Annotated in this window: 21 protein-coding genes; 6 read left to right on the top strand and 15 right to left on the bottom strand. The window is 38.4% G+C overall.

Annotation, left to right across the window (positions count from 1 at the left end; genetic code table 11):
• The first annotated feature begins 95 nt into the window (after positions 1–95).
• Together ACIQXP_RS02205 and ACIQXP_RS02200 are read left to right on the top strand one after the other, a co-directional pair.
• A complete protein-coding gene (locus ACIQXP_RS02205; protein WP_293744470.1) occupies positions 96–485 on the top strand; it encodes a Spy/CpxP family protein refolding chaperone in 390 nt (129 codons plus the stop codon).
• Positions 486–554: 69 nt separating this feature from the next.
• Positions 555–1121: a Maf family protein gene (locus ACIQXP_RS02200; protein WP_293744469.1), complete on the top strand. Its 567-nt coding sequence runs from the start codon at positions 555–557 to the stop codon at positions 1119–1121.
• 247 nt (positions 1122–1368) lie between these two features.
• Here ACIQXP_RS02200 and ACIQXP_RS02195 read toward each other — a convergent pair whose 3' ends face one another.
• A complete protein-coding gene (locus tag ACIQXP_RS02195) occupies positions 1369–2283 on the bottom strand; it encodes a Ppx/GppA phosphatase family protein (RefSeq protein ID WP_387504198.1) in 915 nt (304 codons plus the stop codon).
• A 307-nt stretch (positions 2284–2590) separates the two neighbouring features.
• On the opposite strand from ACIQXP_RS02195, the gene ACIQXP_RS02190 reads away from it, so the two are divergent.
• On the top strand, positions 2591–3541 hold the full coding sequence (locus ACIQXP_RS02190) for a hypothetical protein (protein ID WP_387504199.1): 951 nt from the start codon (positions 2591–2593) through the stop codon (positions 3539–3541).
• Positions 3542–3851: 310 nt separating this feature from the next.
• Here ACIQXP_RS02190 and dnaJ read toward each other — a convergent pair whose 3' ends face one another.
• The 6 genes from dnaJ to ACIQXP_RS02160 all read right to left on the bottom strand — a co-directional run bounded on the left by dnaJ (position 3852) and on the right by ACIQXP_RS02160 (position 9778).
• Complete coding sequence (dnaJ, locus tag ACIQXP_RS02185; protein WP_293744466.1) at positions 3852–5015, bottom strand: molecular chaperone DnaJ; 1164 nt, start codon at positions 5013–5015, stop codon at positions 3852–3854.
• An 89-nt stretch (positions 5016–5104) separates the two neighbouring features.
• The gene (locus ACIQXP_RS02180) at positions 5105–5686 is read right to left on the bottom strand and encodes a nucleotide exchange factor GrpE (protein WP_090981921.1); all 582 of its coding nucleotides are present in this window, start codon (positions 5684–5686) and stop codon (positions 5105–5107) included.
• A gap of 127 nt (positions 5687–5813) precedes the next feature.
• On the bottom strand, positions 5814–6497 hold the full coding sequence (locus ACIQXP_RS02175; protein ID WP_090981923.1) for a cell division ATP-binding protein FtsE: 684 nt from the start codon (positions 6495–6497) through the stop codon (positions 5814–5816).
• 1 nt (position 6498) lies between these two features.
• Positions 6499–6702, bottom strand: a complete 204-nt coding sequence (locus ACIQXP_RS02170; protein WP_057932355.1) for a hypothetical protein — start codon at positions 6700–6702, stop codon at positions 6499–6501.
• A 51-nt stretch (positions 6703–6753) separates the two neighbouring features.
• On the bottom strand, positions 6754–8697 hold the full coding sequence (locus tag ACIQXP_RS02165) for a T9SS type B sorting domain-containing protein (RefSeq protein WP_387504201.1): 1944 nt from the start codon (positions 8695–8697) through the stop codon (positions 6754–6756).
• Positions 8698–8761: 64 nt separating this feature from the next.
• Positions 8762–9778 carry an acyl-CoA reductase gene (locus tag ACIQXP_RS02160; RefSeq protein ID WP_387504202.1) on the bottom strand — a complete coding sequence of 339 codons (1017 nt, stop codon included), beginning with the start codon at positions 9776–9778 and terminating at the stop codon, positions 8762–8764.
• Positions 9779–9857: 79 nt separating this feature from the next.
• Between ACIQXP_RS02160 and ACIQXP_RS02155 the strand changes: the two genes are divergently transcribed.
• Positions 9858–10208 (top strand): 4Fe-4S dicluster domain-containing protein, encoded by a 351-nt coding sequence (locus ACIQXP_RS02155; RefSeq protein ID WP_090981929.1) that lies wholly within the window; start codon positions 9858–9860, stop codon positions 10206–10208.
• A 293-nt stretch (positions 10209–10501) separates the two neighbouring features.
• Here ACIQXP_RS02155 and ACIQXP_RS02150 read toward each other — a convergent pair whose 3' ends face one another.
• The gene (locus tag ACIQXP_RS02150; protein ID WP_090981931.1) at positions 10502–10954 is read right to left on the bottom strand and encodes a universal stress protein; all 453 of its coding nucleotides are present in this window, start codon (positions 10952–10954) and stop codon (positions 10502–10504) included.
• 107 nt (positions 10955–11061) lie between these two features.
• On the opposite strand from ACIQXP_RS02150, the gene ACIQXP_RS02145 reads away from it, so the two are divergent.
• Together ACIQXP_RS02145 and ACIQXP_RS02140 are read left to right on the top strand one after the other, a co-directional pair.
• On the top strand, positions 11062–11847 hold the full coding sequence (locus tag ACIQXP_RS02145) for a C40 family peptidase (protein ID WP_293744461.1): 786 nt from the start codon (positions 11062–11064) through the stop codon (positions 11845–11847).
• 40 nt (positions 11848–11887) lie between these two features.
• The gene (locus ACIQXP_RS02140) at positions 11888–12610 is read left to right on the top strand and encodes a carboxypeptidase-like regulatory domain-containing protein (protein ID WP_293744460.1); all 723 of its coding nucleotides are present in this window, start codon (positions 11888–11890) and stop codon (positions 12608–12610) included.
• Positions 12611–12616: 6 nt separating this feature from the next.
• On the opposite strand, the gene ACIQXP_RS02135 is transcribed toward ACIQXP_RS02140, so the two are convergent.
• The 7 genes from ACIQXP_RS02135 to hisB form a co-directional block, all read right to left on the bottom strand.
• Positions 12617–13513, bottom strand: a complete 897-nt coding sequence (locus ACIQXP_RS02135; RefSeq protein WP_293744459.1) for a WD40 repeat domain-containing protein — start codon at positions 13511–13513, stop codon at positions 12617–12619.
• Positions 13514–13635: 122 nt separating this feature from the next.
• Entirely contained in the window at positions 13636–14160 is a 525-nt protein-coding gene (locus ACIQXP_RS02130; RefSeq protein WP_293744458.1) for a hypothetical protein, read from the bottom strand.
• Between the two features lie 507 nt (positions 14161–14667).
• Positions 14668–15270, bottom strand: a complete 603-nt coding sequence (hisIE, locus tag ACIQXP_RS02125; RefSeq protein ID WP_293744457.1) for a bifunctional phosphoribosyl-AMP cyclohydrolase/phosphoribosyl-ATP diphosphatase HisIE — start codon at positions 15268–15270, stop codon at positions 14668–14670.
• Positions 15271–15331: 61 nt separating this feature from the next.
• The gene (gene hisF, locus ACIQXP_RS02120; protein WP_387504203.1) at positions 15332–16087 is read right to left on the bottom strand and encodes an imidazole glycerol phosphate synthase subunit HisF; all 756 of its coding nucleotides are present in this window, start codon (positions 16085–16087) and stop codon (positions 15332–15334) included.
• 307 nt (positions 16088–16394) lie between these two features.
• Positions 16395–17144 carry a 1-(5-phosphoribosyl)-5-[(5-phosphoribosylamino)methylideneamino]imidazole-4-carboxamide isomerase gene (gene hisA, locus ACIQXP_RS02115; protein WP_134203919.1) on the bottom strand — a complete coding sequence of 250 codons (750 nt, stop codon included), beginning with the start codon at positions 17142–17144 and terminating at the stop codon, positions 16395–16397.
• Position 17145: 1 nt separating this feature from the next.
• The gene (gene hisH, locus ACIQXP_RS02110; RefSeq protein ID WP_293744454.1) at positions 17146–17739 is read right to left on the bottom strand and encodes an imidazole glycerol phosphate synthase subunit HisH; all 594 of its coding nucleotides are present in this window, start codon (positions 17737–17739) and stop codon (positions 17146–17148) included.
• A 144-nt stretch (positions 17740–17883) separates the two neighbouring features.
• A complete protein-coding gene (gene hisB, locus ACIQXP_RS02105) occupies positions 17884–19017 on the bottom strand; it encodes a bifunctional histidinol-phosphatase/imidazoleglycerol-phosphate dehydratase HisB (RefSeq protein ID WP_293744453.1) in 1134 nt (377 codons plus the stop codon).
• Position 19018 lies beyond the last annotated feature (1 nt).

Below are 19018 nucleotides of genomic sequence, written 5' to 3'. Positions count from 1 at the left end.
TTTTTGCAACAGCTAAGTTACATGGTGTCTTTAAACTTTCATTTTCTTTTCCACTCCAATAAACTCAATTTGAACCAAAAATAACAAAGAACAAAATGAAAAAATTAATGATGATTTGCGGATTAATGCTGGGGATAGCTGGTTTCGCTAATGCGCAACAAGGCGGTGGACCAGGCAGAATGATGATGAAACCTGAAGAAAGGGTAAAACTGTTAGACGAAAAATTAAAGTTATCTGATGATCAGAAAACGAAACTCACCGCTGTTTTTACAGAGCAGGCCGAAACCATGAAAAAAATGCGCGAAGAAATGCAGGGTGGTGGCGATCGGGATGCAATGAGAGAGAAAATGCAAAAAATGCGTGCCGATAATGATGCAAAAGTAAATGCAGTATTAACTGATGATCAGAAAAAAACTTACGAAGCCTGGCAAAAAGAACAACGTGCCGAAATGGAAAAACGTAGGCAAGGTGGTGGAAATAACTAATCCTGATAAAATATCAAATAAGAAAAGCGGCTTTATGTCGCTTTTCTTATTTTAGCAGAAAAATAAAATATGCCAGTTCAGTTTCCTCCAATCATTTTAGCCTCTAAATCGCCCCGCAGGCAAGAACTTTTAACACTTATGGGCTTAAATTTTAAAGTTGAACTGAAAGATGTGGACGAAAGCTATCCTGGTGATTTAAGCCCGGCAGAGATTGCGGTTTATATTGCTGAAAAAAAAGCAAAAGCCTTTACAGCTGATGACGAAATTGTGATCACTGCTGATACCATTGTGGCCTTAAACGGTGAAATTTTGGGTAAACCAGCGGATAGGAAACATGCACAGGCAATGTTAACTAAGCTATCGGGCAGTAAACACGAGGTTTTTACCGGGGTAACGCTTGCCAGGGGAGGTCAGACTCATTCATTTTATGATCGTACCATAGTTTATTGCAGGGCCGTTACAGCCGCAGAAATTGATTTCTATATCGATCATTATAAACCTTTTGATAAGGCGGGTAGCTATGGCGTACAAGATTGGTGGGGTATTGTCGTAGTCGAACGCGTAGAAGGCTCGTATACAAATGTAATGGGCTTGCCAACAGAAAAGCTTTATAATGAACTCCTGAAGTTTATTTAAAAAGCCTTTGTGGGATTTTTTTGAGATTTCATCATATAAGAAAACCACAGCATGAAAACTATAGATTTGATAAAATGATACGTTCATCAATATATAATTGTAAATAAAGTTAAAGGTAGATTCAGAAGTTTTGGAACGAGTTGTCGGAGTATCTCAATTGAATTGAATGTATCATATCAAAGTACTTTCTCCATCATGTTCTGCTCACTATAGATTCAGTTTAAGGCCATATTATGACTTTTGATATTTACATCACGCTGGCAAGAATTCCCATTTTTAAATCATAGGAAGAGAGCATTAGCCGGTTTATTTTAGCTCTGCCCAATACATAATTCGTAATTAAGGCCGCTATAACAATCATATCAACCCGTAAGGGAATTATGCCTGGCATTTCTACGCGCTGCTGGTGTGTAGAGTTGATCAGCTTTAGTGAAACATCAATATAATCATCATAGTTAAACAGGTACGTTTTTAACTGCTCAACGGTGATATTTTGGTGATGCTTTCCGGAAACCAATTCGGTAAATGTTTCGAATGCACCGGCTGAACCGATTAATATTTGCGGTTTATATTGTTTGCAGATTGCGAAAAGATCTGTCAGTTGTTGCTGGATGTGAAAAAGAATGTGCTGTTTATCTGCATCGGAAAGAGGATCAGAATTGAAGAATTTTTGCATTAACCTTGCTGCACCGATGTTATAACTTTTCTTCCAGATTAGTTTTTCGCTGTCGCACAGAATAAACTCCACACTGCCGCCACCAATATCCATAATTAATGATGGCTCCTGTATAGCGCCGCTCAGTTTTACGCCTTGATAAATCAGTTCAGCCTCCTCATCACCGCTAATTATTTCGATCTTTATTCCGGCCTTTTCTTTTACGGCATTAACAAAATCTTTCCCGTTTTCAGCACTCCTGACGGCTGATGTTGCCGTGGCCCTCACCAAATCAACCTGATAGTCAACAATGGTTTTGCTGAAATTTTTAAGACAATCAATTCCCCTTTTAAATGCTACCGGAATGATCATGTTATCGTTAATTCTTCCCTCACCCAATTTAACCGGAATATTGGTTTTGTATAAAATCTCTGGCTGGTTTCCTGCTGTTTCAGCAATGAGTAAGTGGAATGTATTCGTACCTAGATCGATAACAGCAATGCGCATAGTTTTAATTTTTGTTTTTTGGAAAGCAGAAACGGTATTTTTTCGGGAGTTGCAGCCCCACTATCCATTAAATCTGGTTAATGTTTGTGCTAAATTAAATTTAGTTCACCAAAATATCATGGCTATCAGGTTTATTTTTCAATATCAGCGGTTTTGGCAAGATTGAGAAGTGTCTTTAAATTACATTTTTACTGTTTCTCTATAATAACCAAAAAGATGTTTAAATTATAAATACTTAATTGGTTACAGCTTTTTGGTTTAAAAATTGCTTTGATCGGGGATCAGATTTATGAAAACAATTTATACTATGAAAACGATCTTAAAATTAACAGCACTTGCGCTCACCCTTTCTTTTACGGCCTGTAAAAATGATAAGAAAAAAGACGATAATGCTAAAACTGCTTACGCCGAAGCAGATGAAAAAGATGTAAATGCCATTATTGAATATAATAATGTAATGGTAAGTTTTACGGATAAAAACAACGATTACATCAAACGTATCGAAAATAACATCGTTAAAATTGAAAAAGGGCTGCAAAATCCAGGCGATCATTTTGCTTTCATTGGTTTAATCCAACCTTTTTCGATACCAACAATTAGCAGCAACAAGCTAAAGCCTGATACTCCGCCTAATGCGCTAAATAAAGATGATCAGAAATTTTTTAAGGACAATGTAACCGCGATGACCGGTTTATTGGATAAGATCAAAGAAACGTACAAATCTTTAGATGAATACATCAAGGCAGAAGACTGGAAGGATGATAAGGGGACTAAGGGAAAAACTTTGGTAGATTCTATTTACAGCATGGGTAAAAAGTACTATACGCATGATGATTTGGTTTTAGCCAAGCTAAACCTGATCGGAGATGATGCAGAGCGGGTAATTTTAAAAACGCATCCCTTAAAGGAATATATATATGCGCTGAAGGACGACCGTAGTGCGACCGCCGCGTTTACTAAATTAATGGCAGGCACTAAAAATTATAAATCCATAGAGGCCAGGGCTAAAACCGCTTATCAGGCCCTTGAGGAGCAGCATCAAAAACATGCTGCTATGGCTGCACCAGATGCAACAAAATATCCTGGGAAGGATGGCTATTTTAAAAATTTTAACGAAAGATTAAATGACTATTTAATTGCTGCACGAAAAATGATGCGCGATGCTTCCGCTTCTGGTCAGCTAACTGATTACAATATCGAAGAATTGGTTCGCCACCAGGATAATATGCGTTCTGCTTACAACAATTTTGTGGATTAGCTTTTAAAAAAGATTGGATAATAAATCCTGCTTCCTGATAACTTTGTTATCGCTAGATTATACTGAGCTTGAAGAAAAATTTAAAAGTCTTAAAAATGAAGTTAAAGCAAGCTACGAATGATAAACTCAGATAGGATAGTCGTCTTGACCTGGTAACGCGGAGTGGAGAGATCTTTGTACTGAGTTATCCAACGAATTTAAAAGATTTTGCTTCGCAGCGTCTTCCGGCTTACAATAAAACTTTAAACATAATTTAAAAACAAAAAAGCCGATGCTAAAAAACATCGGCTTCTCCATTATATTGGATTAATTACTCAAAGTATTCTTTCATTCTTTCGAAAAAGCTCTTATCATTTTTACCTGGCTGAGGCTTAAAGTTTGGCGATTCGCGTAATTTCTCCAGAACATTCCGTTCATCGCTGCTTAAAGCTTTTGGTGTCCAGATATTGATATGGATAATCTCATCGCCTCTATGGTAAGAATTAACTTCTGGTAAACCCTTGCCTTTTAAACGCAATAATTTTCCGCTTTGGGTACCAGGGTCGATTTTAATTTTGGCTTTACCATCAATGGTTGGGACTTCGATGCTCATACCTAAAGCAGCATCAACAAAACTTAAATGCAAATCGTAAACTACGTTATTACCTTCGCGTTTTAAGGTTTCGTGTGGAATTTCTTCAATTAAGATAATTAAATCTCCCGGAATGCCGCCATTTGGTGCCGCATTTCCTTTGCCGCTCATGCTCAGTTGCATACCTTCACTTACACCTGCAGGGATATTGATGGTAATGGTTTCTTCGCCACGCACAACCCCGTCACCATGGCATACATTGCATTTGGCAGTAATTTGCTGGCCGCTTCCGTTACAGGTAGGGCAGGTAGATGCAGTTTGCATCTGACCTAAAATGGTATTGGTTACCCTGCGTACCTGGCCGCTGCCACCGCAGGTGCCACAGGTACTTACAGACGATTTATCTTTTGCTCCGGAACCGTCGCAGGTTTTACAAACGATCAGCTTATTAACCTTGATTTTCTTTTCTGCACCATGGGCAATTTCTTCAAGCGTTAATTTAACTTTGATGCGCAGGTTAGAACCTTTAGCTACTCTACGTCCGCCACGTTGCTGGCCACCGCCGCCGCCACCAAAAAAGCTCTCGAATGGGTTATGGCCACCAAAAATATCTCCAAAATTACTGAAGATGTCATCCATGTTCATGCTTCCACCGCCGTAACCGCCCGAGGCACTGCTGCCTACACCAGCATGGCCAAACTGATCGTAACGCTGTTTTTTTTCAGGGCTGCTTAACACTTCGTATGCTTCTGCAGCTTCTTTAAATTTATCTTCAGCAGCTTTATCTCCCGGGTTTTTATCCGGGTGATATTTGATCGCCATTTTACGGTAAGCCTTCTTAATCTCGTCAGCACCTGCGCTTTTGGTTACGCCCAATACGTCGTAATAATCTCTTTTACTCATCTTTTTTTATAAAATGATTGAATGATTGAGTGATGGAATGAAAGAATATCAATTCAATCATTCAAATTCGGATCATTCAATAATTATTTTTATGCTCCAACTACTACTTTCGCGAAGCGGATCACATTATCATTTAAGGTATATCCTTTTTCAACTTCGTCTATCACTTTACCCTTTAAATCTTCGGTAGGAGCAGGGATATTGGTAATAGCTTCGTGGAAATCCGTGTTGAAAGGCTGGTTAATGCTTTCTACATCTTTTAAGCCTTTCTGTGCTAAAGTACTTTTCAATTTATTGTTCACCAACAAAATACCCTCTTTAACAGGGGCCACTTCCGTAGCGCTTTCCATTGCCTTTAATGCGCGGTCAAAATCATCTAAAATAGGTAAAAGCGAAACAATTACATCCTTACCGGCAGTTTGTAACAACTCTACACGCTCTTTTTGTGTACGGCGTTTGTAATTGTCGAATTCTGCATATAAACGCAGGTATTTATCGTTAAGCTGTTGAACCTCCGCCTGCAATTTCTCTTCGGCGGTTAATTCCGGTGCTTGCTCAGTCTCATTTGCGGTGGCATCAGTATTTTCTACGTTTTCCGTAGCATTTTCTGATGTGTTTTCAGGATTCATTATATTTTCTTCTTTATCGTTATTTTTCTTCTTATTAAACATAATATAAGGCTGAATTTTTTTGTGTTAATCTCAACTATTTTGCCATAAACGTAAATCAGCCAAGCTGTCAGATTTATGGATGATTATCTGAACAGATTGGCTGATTAGCTGACGGATGTCAGAATTTTTATGCTATTTGTGCATCTTCATGCACTATGCCATTTTCGCATTTGATGATGCGTGAAGGAAAAGTGCGGATGATGTGGTAATCATGTGTGGCCATTAAAACTGCCGTTCCGGCCTGACTGATCTGTTTTAAAAGCGTTACGATTTCTTCGGAAGTTTCTGGATCTAAGTTCCCCGTTGGCTCATCTGCAAGGATAATTTCCGGATCGTTAAGCAAAGCCCTTGCAATTACAATACGCTGCTGTTCGCCACCGGAAATTTCGTGTGGCATTTTTTTGATCTTAGAACGCAGGCCTACTTTGTCCAAAACATCTTTAATACGCTCGCTAATCAACTTTTCGTCTTTCCAGCCGGTTGCTTTAAGCACAAACTCAAGGTTTTTTTCTATAGTCCGGTCAGTGAGTAACTGAAAATCCTGAAAAACGACCCCTAACTTACGACGTAAAAATGGTACCTGGCTTTCTTTAAGGTTTTTAAGATCAAACCCCGCGATATTGCCATCGCCATTACCAATATGCAAATCGCCGTATAATATTTTAAGCAGGCTGCTCTTTCCAGAACCTGTTTGGCCGATCAGGAATACAAATTCATCTTTTTCGATGTGTAAATTTACATTGGAGAGGACTAAATGTTTTTGTTGAAAAACATCAACATTACTTAAATGAATTACTGAGTTGCCTGCCATATTATATTTCTAATTTTGCAATCTGCCCGAAAGGCAAATCTTTAACCATTTCCATAATGTATTCTTGCTTGTCGCCAAGTCCCAGTTTTTCCAGCGATTTATCAGGTCTGTCTACCCTAAAATAAGCTAAAAGTGTAAACTTGTCATCTCTTAACTGTACGTAATCCGGAATTTTGGCTATGCCTTTGACTTTTACGATATACATTGTGCCCAAAAATAGCATTTCCAAATGATAAGCGGAAGTTTGAATCCTTTTTTATCTGACTAACATAAGCCACCCTGTGTAGGTTTCGAATTTTTCATTTAAATAAACCGAATAATAATACACCGCAGGCGGAAGATCTTTTCCGTTCATTTTGCCATCCCAGGGTTTAAAAGGGCCGGTACTTTGGTACACCACGTTGCCGTAGCGGTTAGTAATTTTAATTTTGGGGTTTGGAAATAATGCCGCTGCCGGGATATTCCAGGTATCGTTTACGTTGTCGCCATTTGGAGAAAAAGTATTTGGAATAACTACTTGTGGATAAACGGTTATATTTACCTCGTCGCTACTGCTGCTACAGCCTAATTTGGAAGTGGCCTGTGAGGTATAGGTGATATTGCGTGGTGGCGTGGCAATTGGATTCAGTTTGGTAGGGTCGTCCAGATAGCTGGCAGGTGTCCATGTATAAGTGACATCGCCTGATACTTTCCCGTTTAAGGTTATTTTTTGTCCGCTTACGATTTCTTGGCCAGCACCAGCATCTGTTGTCGCATTTTTATTGACCTTTACCGTGATTTGTGCGGTTTCGGAGCATGCACCTTGACTAACAGTTACTGTATAGGTGGTAGTTTCGGTCGGGGTAGCAATGGGATTGGCGCTTTTGCGATCTGAAAGACTATTTGCCGGCGACCAAAGATACGCCGTTCCACCTGATGCACTTAATTGCACTGATTTACCTTCACAAATGCTAATTTCCTGAACATTTGTGCTAATCGATATCGGGTCATTGACCTGTACATGGGTTAATGCATTTAATGAACAGCCATTTGTAGTGACGGTAACAATGTATTCACCTTCCATGGCTTTAGTTGCATTGCTGATTGTTGGGTTTTGGGCTGTAGAGTGATAACCGTTTGGCCCTCTCCAGTTATAACTTGTTCCTCCAGATGCCTGTAACTGAATATTGTTGCCTACGCAGAATGGGCCAGAATTATTAGCTTCTGCAACGGGTAAGGGGGTTACGGTTACGGTGATGGGGTCTGAAACTGCTCTGCAGTTAACTTTGTCTATATTACCGTTAATGGCCGTAATTAAACGATATAGATAAGTACCTTTAGGCTGGTTTAAAAAGTTGATGGTTGCCTGCTTTGTTGTTGCCCCAACGATATCAACCCAACCGGTACCTTTGTTTTCCTGCCATTGATAAACCGGATTGATATATCCCGGCAAAATATCAGCGTTTACTATAAAGCTTTTGGTGTTTCCCTCGCACATATTTAATGATGTGTTATCCAGGTTAAAAAAAGGTGTGATGCGAGGACCACAGGCCCGTACCGTAATGTCATCCAAAGCAAAATCGTTACCGCTGTCGGTAGAGGTATCATTAACGAGTTGCAGGGTCACAATAGAGTTGTTTCCGTTGCTAAAATCAAGCGTGTATTGGTGCCACATCCCATCTGCTGTTACATTGCCGGTTGATGTATTGCCAAGGAAGTTACCATTGGGGTCAATCACCTTTAAAATTATCTTTGGAGGTGGGGCATTTGCTGCTGGTGAGTTGGTGTTCAGTACCCAGATCGATAAACGTAAAATTGTATTTGGGCAAAGATTGTCCATTTTCTGTTCGAAAAAAACAGTAGGGGTCGAAATGCCATCTATCAAAAGCATTAAGCCATTGCTATCTCCGGTATGATCTGTATGATGCTGCCAGTAAATCGGGTAGGGATTGTCAGGTGTAGAAGGCGTTTTAACTAAGCCTGACTGGTTTGGTGCTAAAGCTCTTGGGTTTTGCCCCGGAGGCCCCTTAAAAATGGTAAAGGTAGTTGCACCCGGAGCATATTGTGCTAAAGGACCATACCAGTTATCCGCATTGTTGCCCTGCCCAAAAGTCTGGTTAATTAACGGTTGTCCAAAAGTGCCGGTACATACCTGTGCCCTAACAAAATTCGCAAAGATCACGATATAAAGAAAGGATAGCGCTTTTATTAAAGGATACATTGGCTGAGTCAAGTCAACAAGCTAATATCCAAATAAAAAAGTGTAATCCAACTGCTTATGGCAATCAATTTAGCGAGTTTAAAAAACTTATGGTATTTACGTTATCCGCATAATCCCAAAGTTTTGGGTGCTGGCTTTGGCCAAAATTAAAACTCATAATGTTTATTGGCGATTTGGTAACCACACACTGAATATATGCTGTTTTATCATTCAGTTTATCTTCTACGTCTTTCAGGTTTTCGTATTCTTGATAGTAAAGTACAGCCAGTGGCGAAGCTAAACTCTCATCTTCTTTTAACAGCAAAAAACCATTATCAAAATGTTTGGCAGCATTTACAAGATAAATGGATTTATTGTAATCGTAATTATTCTGATATTTGAAATGGTTAATAATGGGTTGAAAACTTTCTATGCCCTCGTAGAAATTAGCAATCTCATATCCTTTTGGAAGATACAGCTTGGAAACATTTCTGCAGCCCAGTCCAAAATAATCAAAAATATCGTTTCCCAGGCTTTGGATATCCTCTTTGGTTTCTGCACCATCTAAAACTGCTACACTATTTCTGTTTTTCCGTATGATATTGGGCACTTTACTAAAGTAATAGTCAAAATACCTTGATGAATTATTACTTCCGGTAGCAATTACAGCGTCGAAGTCTTTTAAGCGTTCCACGTATTCAATGTGATCTGCAAAAGCCGCTTCAATATTGATCAATTCAGCAAGAACAGTTTTAATCAATTGATCATCTGAAGAAGAAAGTTTGATTAAGGCTATGTTCCCTGTCGCTAAAACGCATAAAACATCATGTAGACCCACCAAAGGAATGTTTCCTGCCAAGATCAAACCAATCTTTTTTGGAGATGTATTGAATTGAATTGATTTGAACCAAAGAAGCAAATCGGTCTCATTTAACATTTCAGCAAATGATAGGATAGACTTTTTAATATTTTCTTCCGTGAACCATGCATTAGCGTTTCCGGCACTGTAGAGTATATTTCCTAGTATGTTAGCAGGGCTTGTAAGCTCTTGACCGAGTTTACCGAATGCAATTATTGCTTTTTCTTGAGTTAATGCTGACATATTTAGAATTATTATTAATGGATTATATCTTATATTTGCAGGCGCAAAGGTAAACTAAGCAAAAGAATTAGACGAAAACATGGCAATTAAAATAACAGATGAGTGTATAAATTGTGGGGCATGTGAACCAGAATGTCCAAATAACGCGATTTACGATGCCGGAACTGCATGGCGTTTTTCTGATGGTACGAATTTAGAAGGTATCATTGATTTTGGTAATCAAAAAATTGAAGCTGATGCTGCTCAGGAGGCAGTTTCAGATGAGGTATATTATATCGTATCCGATAAGTGTACTGAGTGTAAAGGTTTTCATGATGAGCCACAATGTGCGGCAGTATGCCCGGTTGATTGTTGTGTAGATGATGAAGATATTCGCGAAACAGAAGAAGAATTATTGGCTAAGAAAGCCTGGTTACACCAGGAAGGATAGTCATGACCAGATATTAAGAAGGAAGTCTCGCTTAAGGTGAGACTTTTTTTATTTATGAAGTTTTGGTTTGATGTTACAGACTCCACTGGTTTGCCCGTTGTCTTGACTGTAGCGCAGTCCCGACATTAAGTAGGGAGAGATCTTTGAACCAAATTATTAAACTCTAGTTTAAAAGATTTCTCCATTGCAGTCGAAATGATATTTCGTGAAGATTCTAACTCTTTATACCCCTGTAATTTATTTTTTTGTAAACTAATTTTTCTTAAGGAAGACAATTGTTTAGGTTAAACCAATTAATCAACATCGCTCTTATTAGGAATAATCAAAACCGGGCAGGCAGATTTTCTCGCTACGTGTTCGGCTACGCTTCCCATTAAAAAGTGGTATAAACCAGTTCGGCCATAAGTGCCTATCACGATTAAATCCGATCCCCATTCGTCTGATTGTTGGATGATACCATGTGCAGCGGTATCAATAACACTTAGGTAAGTGGTAGCTATCCCGTTTCCGTATTTAGTCTCCATTTCTTTTAGTAAAATGTGGCTGTTTTCTTCGCTGTTATCATAAGTTTCCAGGAAAACAGGGGCCAGCGTTAGGTCTGCATTCACATTGGCTGGTACAGGCTCAATAATGTTAACCAGTGCCACTTCCGCCCCAAATTTTTCAGCCATATCGTAACCGGCTTTTGCCGCTTTTTCTGAGCAGGTACTATTATCAACAGCAATTAATATTTTTTTAAAATTCATGGCGGGCTTATTTAAAAATGAACACCATAAAAATAACAAATTTGTATGGAAAATGTTAGGTAATAGCGGTAATTTATTAGTTTTACATCGTTTCACGAGCAGATTATATGGAAAATCAATATGGTATTTGTAGAGTAGCAGTAGCCCCCTTAAGAGCAGATGCATCAGATCGAGCAGAAATTGTTTCACAATTGTTATTTGGTGATCATGTTGAAATTATCCAGAAAGAAGAACGTTGGTGGCTGATTCAGAATGGCTATGATGGTTATCAGGGCTGGATGGATTTCAGGCAGCTGGCCGCCATTAACCAGGACCAGTTTGCAGAAATGCAAGATTGTCATTTGTTGGCGCCGTTAAGTTTCAATAATGTGTTAACCGCAAATGATGGAAGTTTATATCATTTAAGTCCGGCAAGTAATCTCCCCTTTGTAAAAGACGGATATTGTTATGCCGGAGAAGAAAGGTTTAAACTGAATTTTGAACCATATGATAACCGTGCTGTGAATTTTACGGATAAAGTAACCGAAACAGCCAAATTTTTTCAGAACATCCCCTACTTATGGGGCGGAAGGCATTTATTTGGCTTAGATTGCTCAGGTTTCACGCAAACCGTTTTTAAAATGTTGGGTGTAAAGTTAAACCGGGATGCTGCTCAACAGGCTGAACAAGGTGAGCTGGTTGGTTTTCTGGCCGAGTGTAAGCCAGGTGATGTTGCGTTTTTCGATAATGAAGAAGGCCGGATTACACATGTGGGTATTATGTTGAGCCCGAATGAAATCATTCATTCTTCCGCGAAGGTGAAAATTGATCCGATTGATGACCAGGGAATTTTTAATAAAGAACTGGGAAAATATTCTCATAAACTGAGAATTATTAAACGTTTTGTGGAATAATGGCCAAAAATGTATCTTATTATAAACAATACATTTCTTTATGCCATCTAAATTTAAAATTCAAATCCCTGATCCTTGCCAAGAACAATGGGAATTGATGCAACCACATGCAAATGGTAAATTTTGTGATTCCTGTCAAAAATCAGTTATTGATTTTACCAATTTCTCTGATCGCGACCTACAAGAGTGGTTTACCAAAAATCAGGGGAATAGCTGTGGAAGGTTAAAACCGGAGCAGCTTGAGCGGTTAATACATGTGAAATCGAATTTTGCAATTAGCCGATTTATGCCAAACCTGATTGCAGCGTCTTTATTTGCTTTTTTGAGTTTTCCGAAATTTGGTAATGCAAATATTTTTTCCTTGTATCCAACCTTCCAAACCGATAATAAAAAATCTTTAACAGATCATGTTTTAGAAGGAAATTCTGAAGATGGATTTGTTACGGTACAAGGCAAGGTTATTGATGGGGATGAGAAACTTCCAATTATAGGTGCAACTGTAATGATTACAGGCTCGAAAATTACAGCCGTTACAGATCGAAATGGAAAATTCGAGTTTAAGTTGAATAGAAAGGAATTTAAGAATAAGATTTTCCTGGATTTAAGATATATTGGCTATGAAACTAAACATGTAAAAGTAAAGCTGGTGAGAGATGAAGTTATTTTTATAAAAATGAAGATGGATAGTTATGTTTTAGGAGGATTGGCCATTATTAAGCAACCTACATTTTTAGAGCGAATAAGTCAGTTGTTAAATGGCTAGTTAAATCTACTCCATCTCCCAAACCATTATCTGTCGGTCATCACCTGTAGAAATTAGGTATTTACCATCCTGGCTCCACATAATTTTATTGGTAGAATGGGTATGGCCTATACCCGCTTTTTCCAGGCTTAATATTTTATAGAGTTTAAAATTCTCTGCATCCCAAAGTTTAATGCTTTTATCCTGGCTGCATGTTGCAAAATAGGGTAGGGAAGGGTGGAAAGCAATATCATAAATGGTAAACATGTGTGCCGGTACGGTTTCCCTTAACTCGTAATTTGGTATATCCCATATCTTTAATTGGGCATCCCGGCTCCCTGAAATCAGGTATTTACCCGTTGGGTGATAGGCCAAAGACGTAACCGGAAGTTTATGTCCTTCGAGATTTTGCTTCAGGCTATAATCTTGCAAGTTATAAATTTTAATCAGGTGGTCTTTACAGCCAAGTGCAATTTCCGTTTCGTCAGGAGACAAGGCAATGGTTCTTACAGTGTCGTAAGCTGCCTGAAAGCGGTAAATTTCCTTGAAATCATTTAACGACCAAACCGCTACGGTTCCATCTTCGCCAGTGGTTAAAAGCTCATTTTTACTTTTTACCGTTTGTATATCGAAAATAGGTTTGATATGTGCATTAACCCTTACAATTACCTTTTGTCCTTTCAGGTCGTAAACACTAAAAGCACCACTTCTTTCGCCAACAAATAATTGATCGTTATGGTAATGCAGACAATAAACAGAGCTTTGTACGGGCATTTTAACCTTAACAAAAGCCATTTCAGCTAACGACCATTCTACAATGCCTTTGTCGTTACCCGCACTAAAAAGTAATTCATCCTGATCCGAGTGGGCAAGGGCATAAACAGGGTTTTGGTGGCCAGGAAGTGTTTTAATGTGTTTGAGCATGTGAAGAAGGTTGGAAGGATTGGAGGTGGAAGGTTGGAAGGTTGGAAGGCCGATGGATATTTAAACCCTCTACCTTTCGGCCTTTTACCTCATTTGTATCTTTTTTCTAAATCAGAATTAGGTCAATTTGCAAAAATCTTTGGGAAATGTATTTCTTCACCAAATTCATCAAATTTTATTTCGTTTAGTCGGTTAAAAATTCTTTCTGAATCTGAAATGGAAATTTCAATGGCTGTACTAAACACTTCAACTGGTAACTTCTCTTCAGTATAATCAATAAAAATCAAACTTATAGTTTCACTTGTTCTACCCTTAGCCTGATTAATGGAATAATATTTTGATGTTTTAAGTTTAGTTTTCCAAAAGCCATAATTATGTTGATATGAAATATGGCTTGTACTAATGACATAAAACTCTTCTCCAAAAGTATTCCAGAGTAAATACCTACCTAAAGTGAAAAAATATGCAATCGGTAATAAAAACGGAAACACATTAGGTTTTTCATCTTGCAAGCTAATGGCAAACCAGAATATGCCAAAGATCGCAACGGTATTAAAAACGAAAAAAAATATCTTTAAATAATAATTTGTAGGAATTATACTCCTTACAAATATATTTAGATCATCGAAATTAATATTTGTTTTCAATATAGATTTTATTTATCTGTTTCTTTTAGTTACAATATTAACTCAATTAATATTTACTACTGAAAATTTCAAATAGAACGTCACCAATTTTAGTCCTGAACAAATATAATATAGAAATTATTACTGCGTTTAATAGATAAGATTTTGCGCTTGGAAAGTTTAACTTCTTTAAATTTATTAATAAGAAAATCGCGCAGAGCGGAATAGTTAAGATTAATGCTACCCATTCTCCTATAAACATATTGAATGGTAAACTAGTAATTCTATCAGATTCTGTACTTTCTTCTAAAGCCATCCAAAATACAATTGGAATAATTAACCATAAATTAAAGCACAAATAAAAAAGCTCCGATAAAGACCAATAAAAAATGCCAGATCAAAATTTTAGACTTTATAATCGCGTTAATTTTATCTAACATTCTTTAACTATTTGTGTCTTATTTTTAAAATTAAAGCGGAAGCTTTGGAATTTATAACCTTAAACCCTCAACCGTCCAGCCTTCTACCTCATTTGTGTCTTTTCTCTAAATTTTTTGCGATGTCTTGAATCGACAGACCTTTTTCTTTCAATAAGAATAAGAGGTGGAAAACAAGATCCGAAGCTTCTCCGATAAGTTCTTCCTCCGATTCGGCCAATGCGGCAATTACGGTTTCTACACCTTCCTCGCCAACTTTTTGCGCAATTTTATTGAGCCCTTTGTTACGCATTTTGTTGATATAAGACCCTTCAACCGGGTTTTCATAACGATCATTAATGATGTTTTCGAGTTCGAAAATGAAATTCTGGTTGAAATCTGTTTTGAAACAGCTGCGACTACCGGTATGGCAGGTTGGACCAACGGCATCAGCTTTGATCAGAATGGTGTCGTTATCACAGTCTACAAAAATTTCTTTAACAAACAAAAAATTGTTGCTGGTTTCTCCTTTGGTCCAAAGGCGGTTTTTAGCGCGTGAAAAGAACGTAACTTTACCTTCAGCCTGGGTTTTTTCCAAAGCCTCAGCATTCATATAACCCAACATTAAAACTTCTAGCGTTTTATAATCCTGGATAATTACAGGTAGTAAGCCTGCAGTTTTATCCCAATCAAGGGAATTAGTATCAATTGTCATTTTATTTTTTTATTTCGGAAAAAGCAGACTCATTGGCATGGACTGCTGACTCCGGACTTATTTATATCCTTACCGGAATATGATTTCTGTTTAATTCTTGTTTCAAATCAGGAATCAGGATTTCACCATAATGAAATACGGAAGCGGCCAATGCGGCATCAACATTTGCTTTCTGGAATACTTCAGTAAAATGATCCATGTTACCGGCACCGCCCGAAGCGATGATCGGGATATTAATCATTTGGTTTACTTTACCCAATAATCCACAATCAAAGCCCGCCTTGGTGCCATCGTGGTCCATTGAGGTTAACAAAATCTCACCAGCGCCTAAATCTTCAGCCTGTTTAATCCAGTTTTCGGTTTCCAGTTCGGTAATTAACCTTCCTCCATTCAAATGAACCATGTTTTTGCCGTCCACGTGTTTGGTATCAACAGCTAGAACCACAAACTGTACACCGAAGGCTTTGGCCAGTTCTTCAATCAGTTTAGGATTGCGTACGGCTGCAGAATTAATACTGATTTTATCGGCACCTGCATTTAAAAGTGCATTAGCATCTGCGATTTCGGTGATCCCACCACCAATGGTAAAAGGGATGTTTAGCTGCCTAGCCACCGATTTAACCATTTCGATCATGGTTTTACGACGCTCGTGTGTGGCGGTAATATCGAGGAAAACCAATTCGTCCGCCCCTTGTTGCGCATACTGCGCAGCCAGTTCAACCGGGTCCCCTGCATCGCGTAAATCAACAAAGTTTACGCCTTTTACCGTACGACCGTCTTTAACGTCTAAACAGGGGATTATTCTTTTACTTAGCATTTGTTTTGGTTTCCGTCATTTTAAGATGCAAGCAATCTTAATGCACAACCAAACTATAGTTGTAGGATTGCTTCGTACCTCGCAATGACGAGTATTATTATCTTTTTACTAATCCGATTATTGTGAGCACCATTCCAATTAAGAAAACAGGGATACAGAATAGAAATGAATATTCTCCAGTTATAGACATTAATTTAGTAAAATCGCCTCTATAAGTGAACATATGCACGCCCCATAAAAACATCCCTACTCCTAGCAAAGTGATAACTACACCGGCAATAAATGTTTTTTTTGATCCCAACTGATTTTAAATTGAACTTAGCGCCTTCAAATTCCACTCTTTGATTTCCTCAATAGTAATCCGGTCTTCGTAAATGGCTTTTCCAACTACTACACTTCTAATTGGATATTTAGCCAGTTCGTAAATATCGTCCATTGAACTTACACCACCAGAAGCAATTAATTTGATCATTGGTGAGTGTTCCAGTAATTTTTGATATAATTCAATCGCTGCGCCACCTAATTTCCCGTCTTTACTGATATCGGTACATAAGAAACGGAAAAATCCCAGCGAAAGGCATTTATCTACGTAATCCATTAGCTTAATAGGTGAGCTTTCCATCCAGCCCGAGTACTTAATCACTTCGTCTAAAACGTCAATTGCAATAACAATGCGGTTGGCATAATCGTCTTTTTTAGCAAAAGCCTCGCTCAACTGTGGCAAGAAATCAGGGTTGGTAATCGCTTGTGTACCGACAATTACCCGATGGATCCCGGCATCAAGCAAGTTAGTCACCTGTTCAATGGTTCTGATACCACCACCATACTGCACCTTCATGTCGGTTTTTTTGATGATCTCAAATAGTGCTTTTTGATTGCTAAAATCACCTTTAGCTCCGTTTAAGTCAATAATATGGATAAAATCTGTACCATTAGAGCGGTATTTTTCTATCATTTCGGGAATGGAAACATCATATTCCGTTTTCTGGTTGTAATCTCCTTCACGCAGACGGACCACTTTTCCATCCAAGATATCAATAGCAGGTATTATGTACATTTTATAAGCTTAAGTTTGAAAAATTTTTTAATATTAGTTCGCCGGCTTTTCCCGATTTTTCGGGATGAAATTGAACGCCGTAAAAATTATCTTTTTGTACCGCTGCCGAAAACTTTAAACCATAATCAGCAGATGCGATATCAAAAGTAGGGTTATATTCAATAAAGTACGAATGCACGAAGTAAAATTGTGTATTATCTTCAACACCTTCAAATAAAGAATTGCTTTTTGGGCTTACCGCATTCCAGCCCATGTGTGGAATTTTGATGTTCAGCGACTTATCGAATTTTTTGGTTTTAACCGGAACGATATTTAAAAGCGTGGCATCGCCCTCTTCAGAATGTTCGGTAATAAGCTGCATGCCCACACAGATGCCCAGTACGGGTTTGGTTAGCTTTTTTATGGCTTCAACCAGGCCGGTACCCTTTAATTTTTCCATGGCCGCACCCGCATGGCCAACACCCGGGATGATGATGTGGCTGTATTTTTCGAGGTCATTTTCCGTATTTACCATGCCGTAGGTCACACTTAAGCGGTCTAATGCTGCGGTAAGAGAGAAAATATTGCCTGCTCCGTAGTTTATAATTCCAATCATAGCGTTGAGTATTTAGTATCGAGTGTCAAGACTTGATGTTTGTTTTCTTATAAATTTGAAAATGATTTTCAGTTTCCTATTTGTACTATCATTTGGATGGGTTTCAAAACCTTCCGCCTTAAGCCCTTCTACCTTACGCCTTTTTTACAACATTCCTTTGGTACTCGGCAATACCATTTTCTCTGCATCACGTTTTATAGCCATTTTGATGGCTTTTGCAAATGCTTTAAAAATGGCTTCAATTTTATGGTGCTCGTTATCGCCTTCAGCTTTTATATTTAGATTGCATTTTGCAGCATCACTAAACGACTTAAAGAAGTGGTAAAACATCTCAGTCGGCATATCACCCACTTTTTCGCGCTTAAATTCAGCATCCCAGACGATCCAGTTTCTTCCACCAAAATCAATGGCTACCTGTGCCAGGCAATCGTCCATTGGTAAGCAAAAACCATACCTCTCAATGCCGAGTTTATTTCCAAGTCCTTTAGCAAAGGCTTCTCCCAGTGCAATACCGGTATCTTCTATCGTATGGTGTTCATCAATATGCAAATCGCCTTTAGCCATTACTTCTAAATCAACACTGCCGTGTCTGGCAATCTGATCAAGCATGTGATCGAAAAAGTTTAAACCAGTTTCGATTTTCGCCTTACCTGTTCCATCCAGGTCAAGGTTAATGGTGATGTCGGTTTCATTGGTCTTACGTTCATGATGAATTTTCCGGCTTCCTGCTTTAAGCAAGTTATAGATGTCTTCCCATTTTTTGGTTTCCAGAATAATTACGTCCAGTAAGGTTTCGTGTTTGTCGAGCGCTTCTGTTGAACCCAATGCATCGTTTTGACGGAGAAAAATTGCTTTTGCACCTAGATTTTTAGCCAATACCACATCATTCAAACGGTCGCCGATAACGAAAGAGTTTTTCAGGTCGTAATCTTCGCTAAAATATTTTGTCAATAAAGCCGTGCCCGGTTTACGGGTAGGGGCATTGTCTTTTGCGAAAGTTCTATCAATCACGATCTCGCTAAAATTTACACCTTCGCCTGCAAAAGTATCCAGCATGAAATTATGGATCGGCCAGAAATTTTCTTCCGGATTTGAAGGTGTACCCAAGCCATCCTGGTTGGTAACCATTACCAGCTCGTAATCCATCTCGGCTGCAATTTTCGATAAATAATACAAAGCGCGCGGATAAAATTTAAGCTTTGCGAAACTATCTACCTGCTCATCATCAGGCTCGATATTTAAGGTTCCATCCCGGTCTATAAATAATACTTTTTTCATC

It is taken from the genome of Pedobacter suwonensis (assembly GCF_044762335.1).
Lineage (GTDB): Bacteria > Bacteroidota > Bacteroidia > Sphingobacteriales > Sphingobacteriaceae > Pedobacter.
Note: the sequence above shows the minus strand (reverse complement) of the source record. Positions and strands in the feature narration are given on the sequence as shown.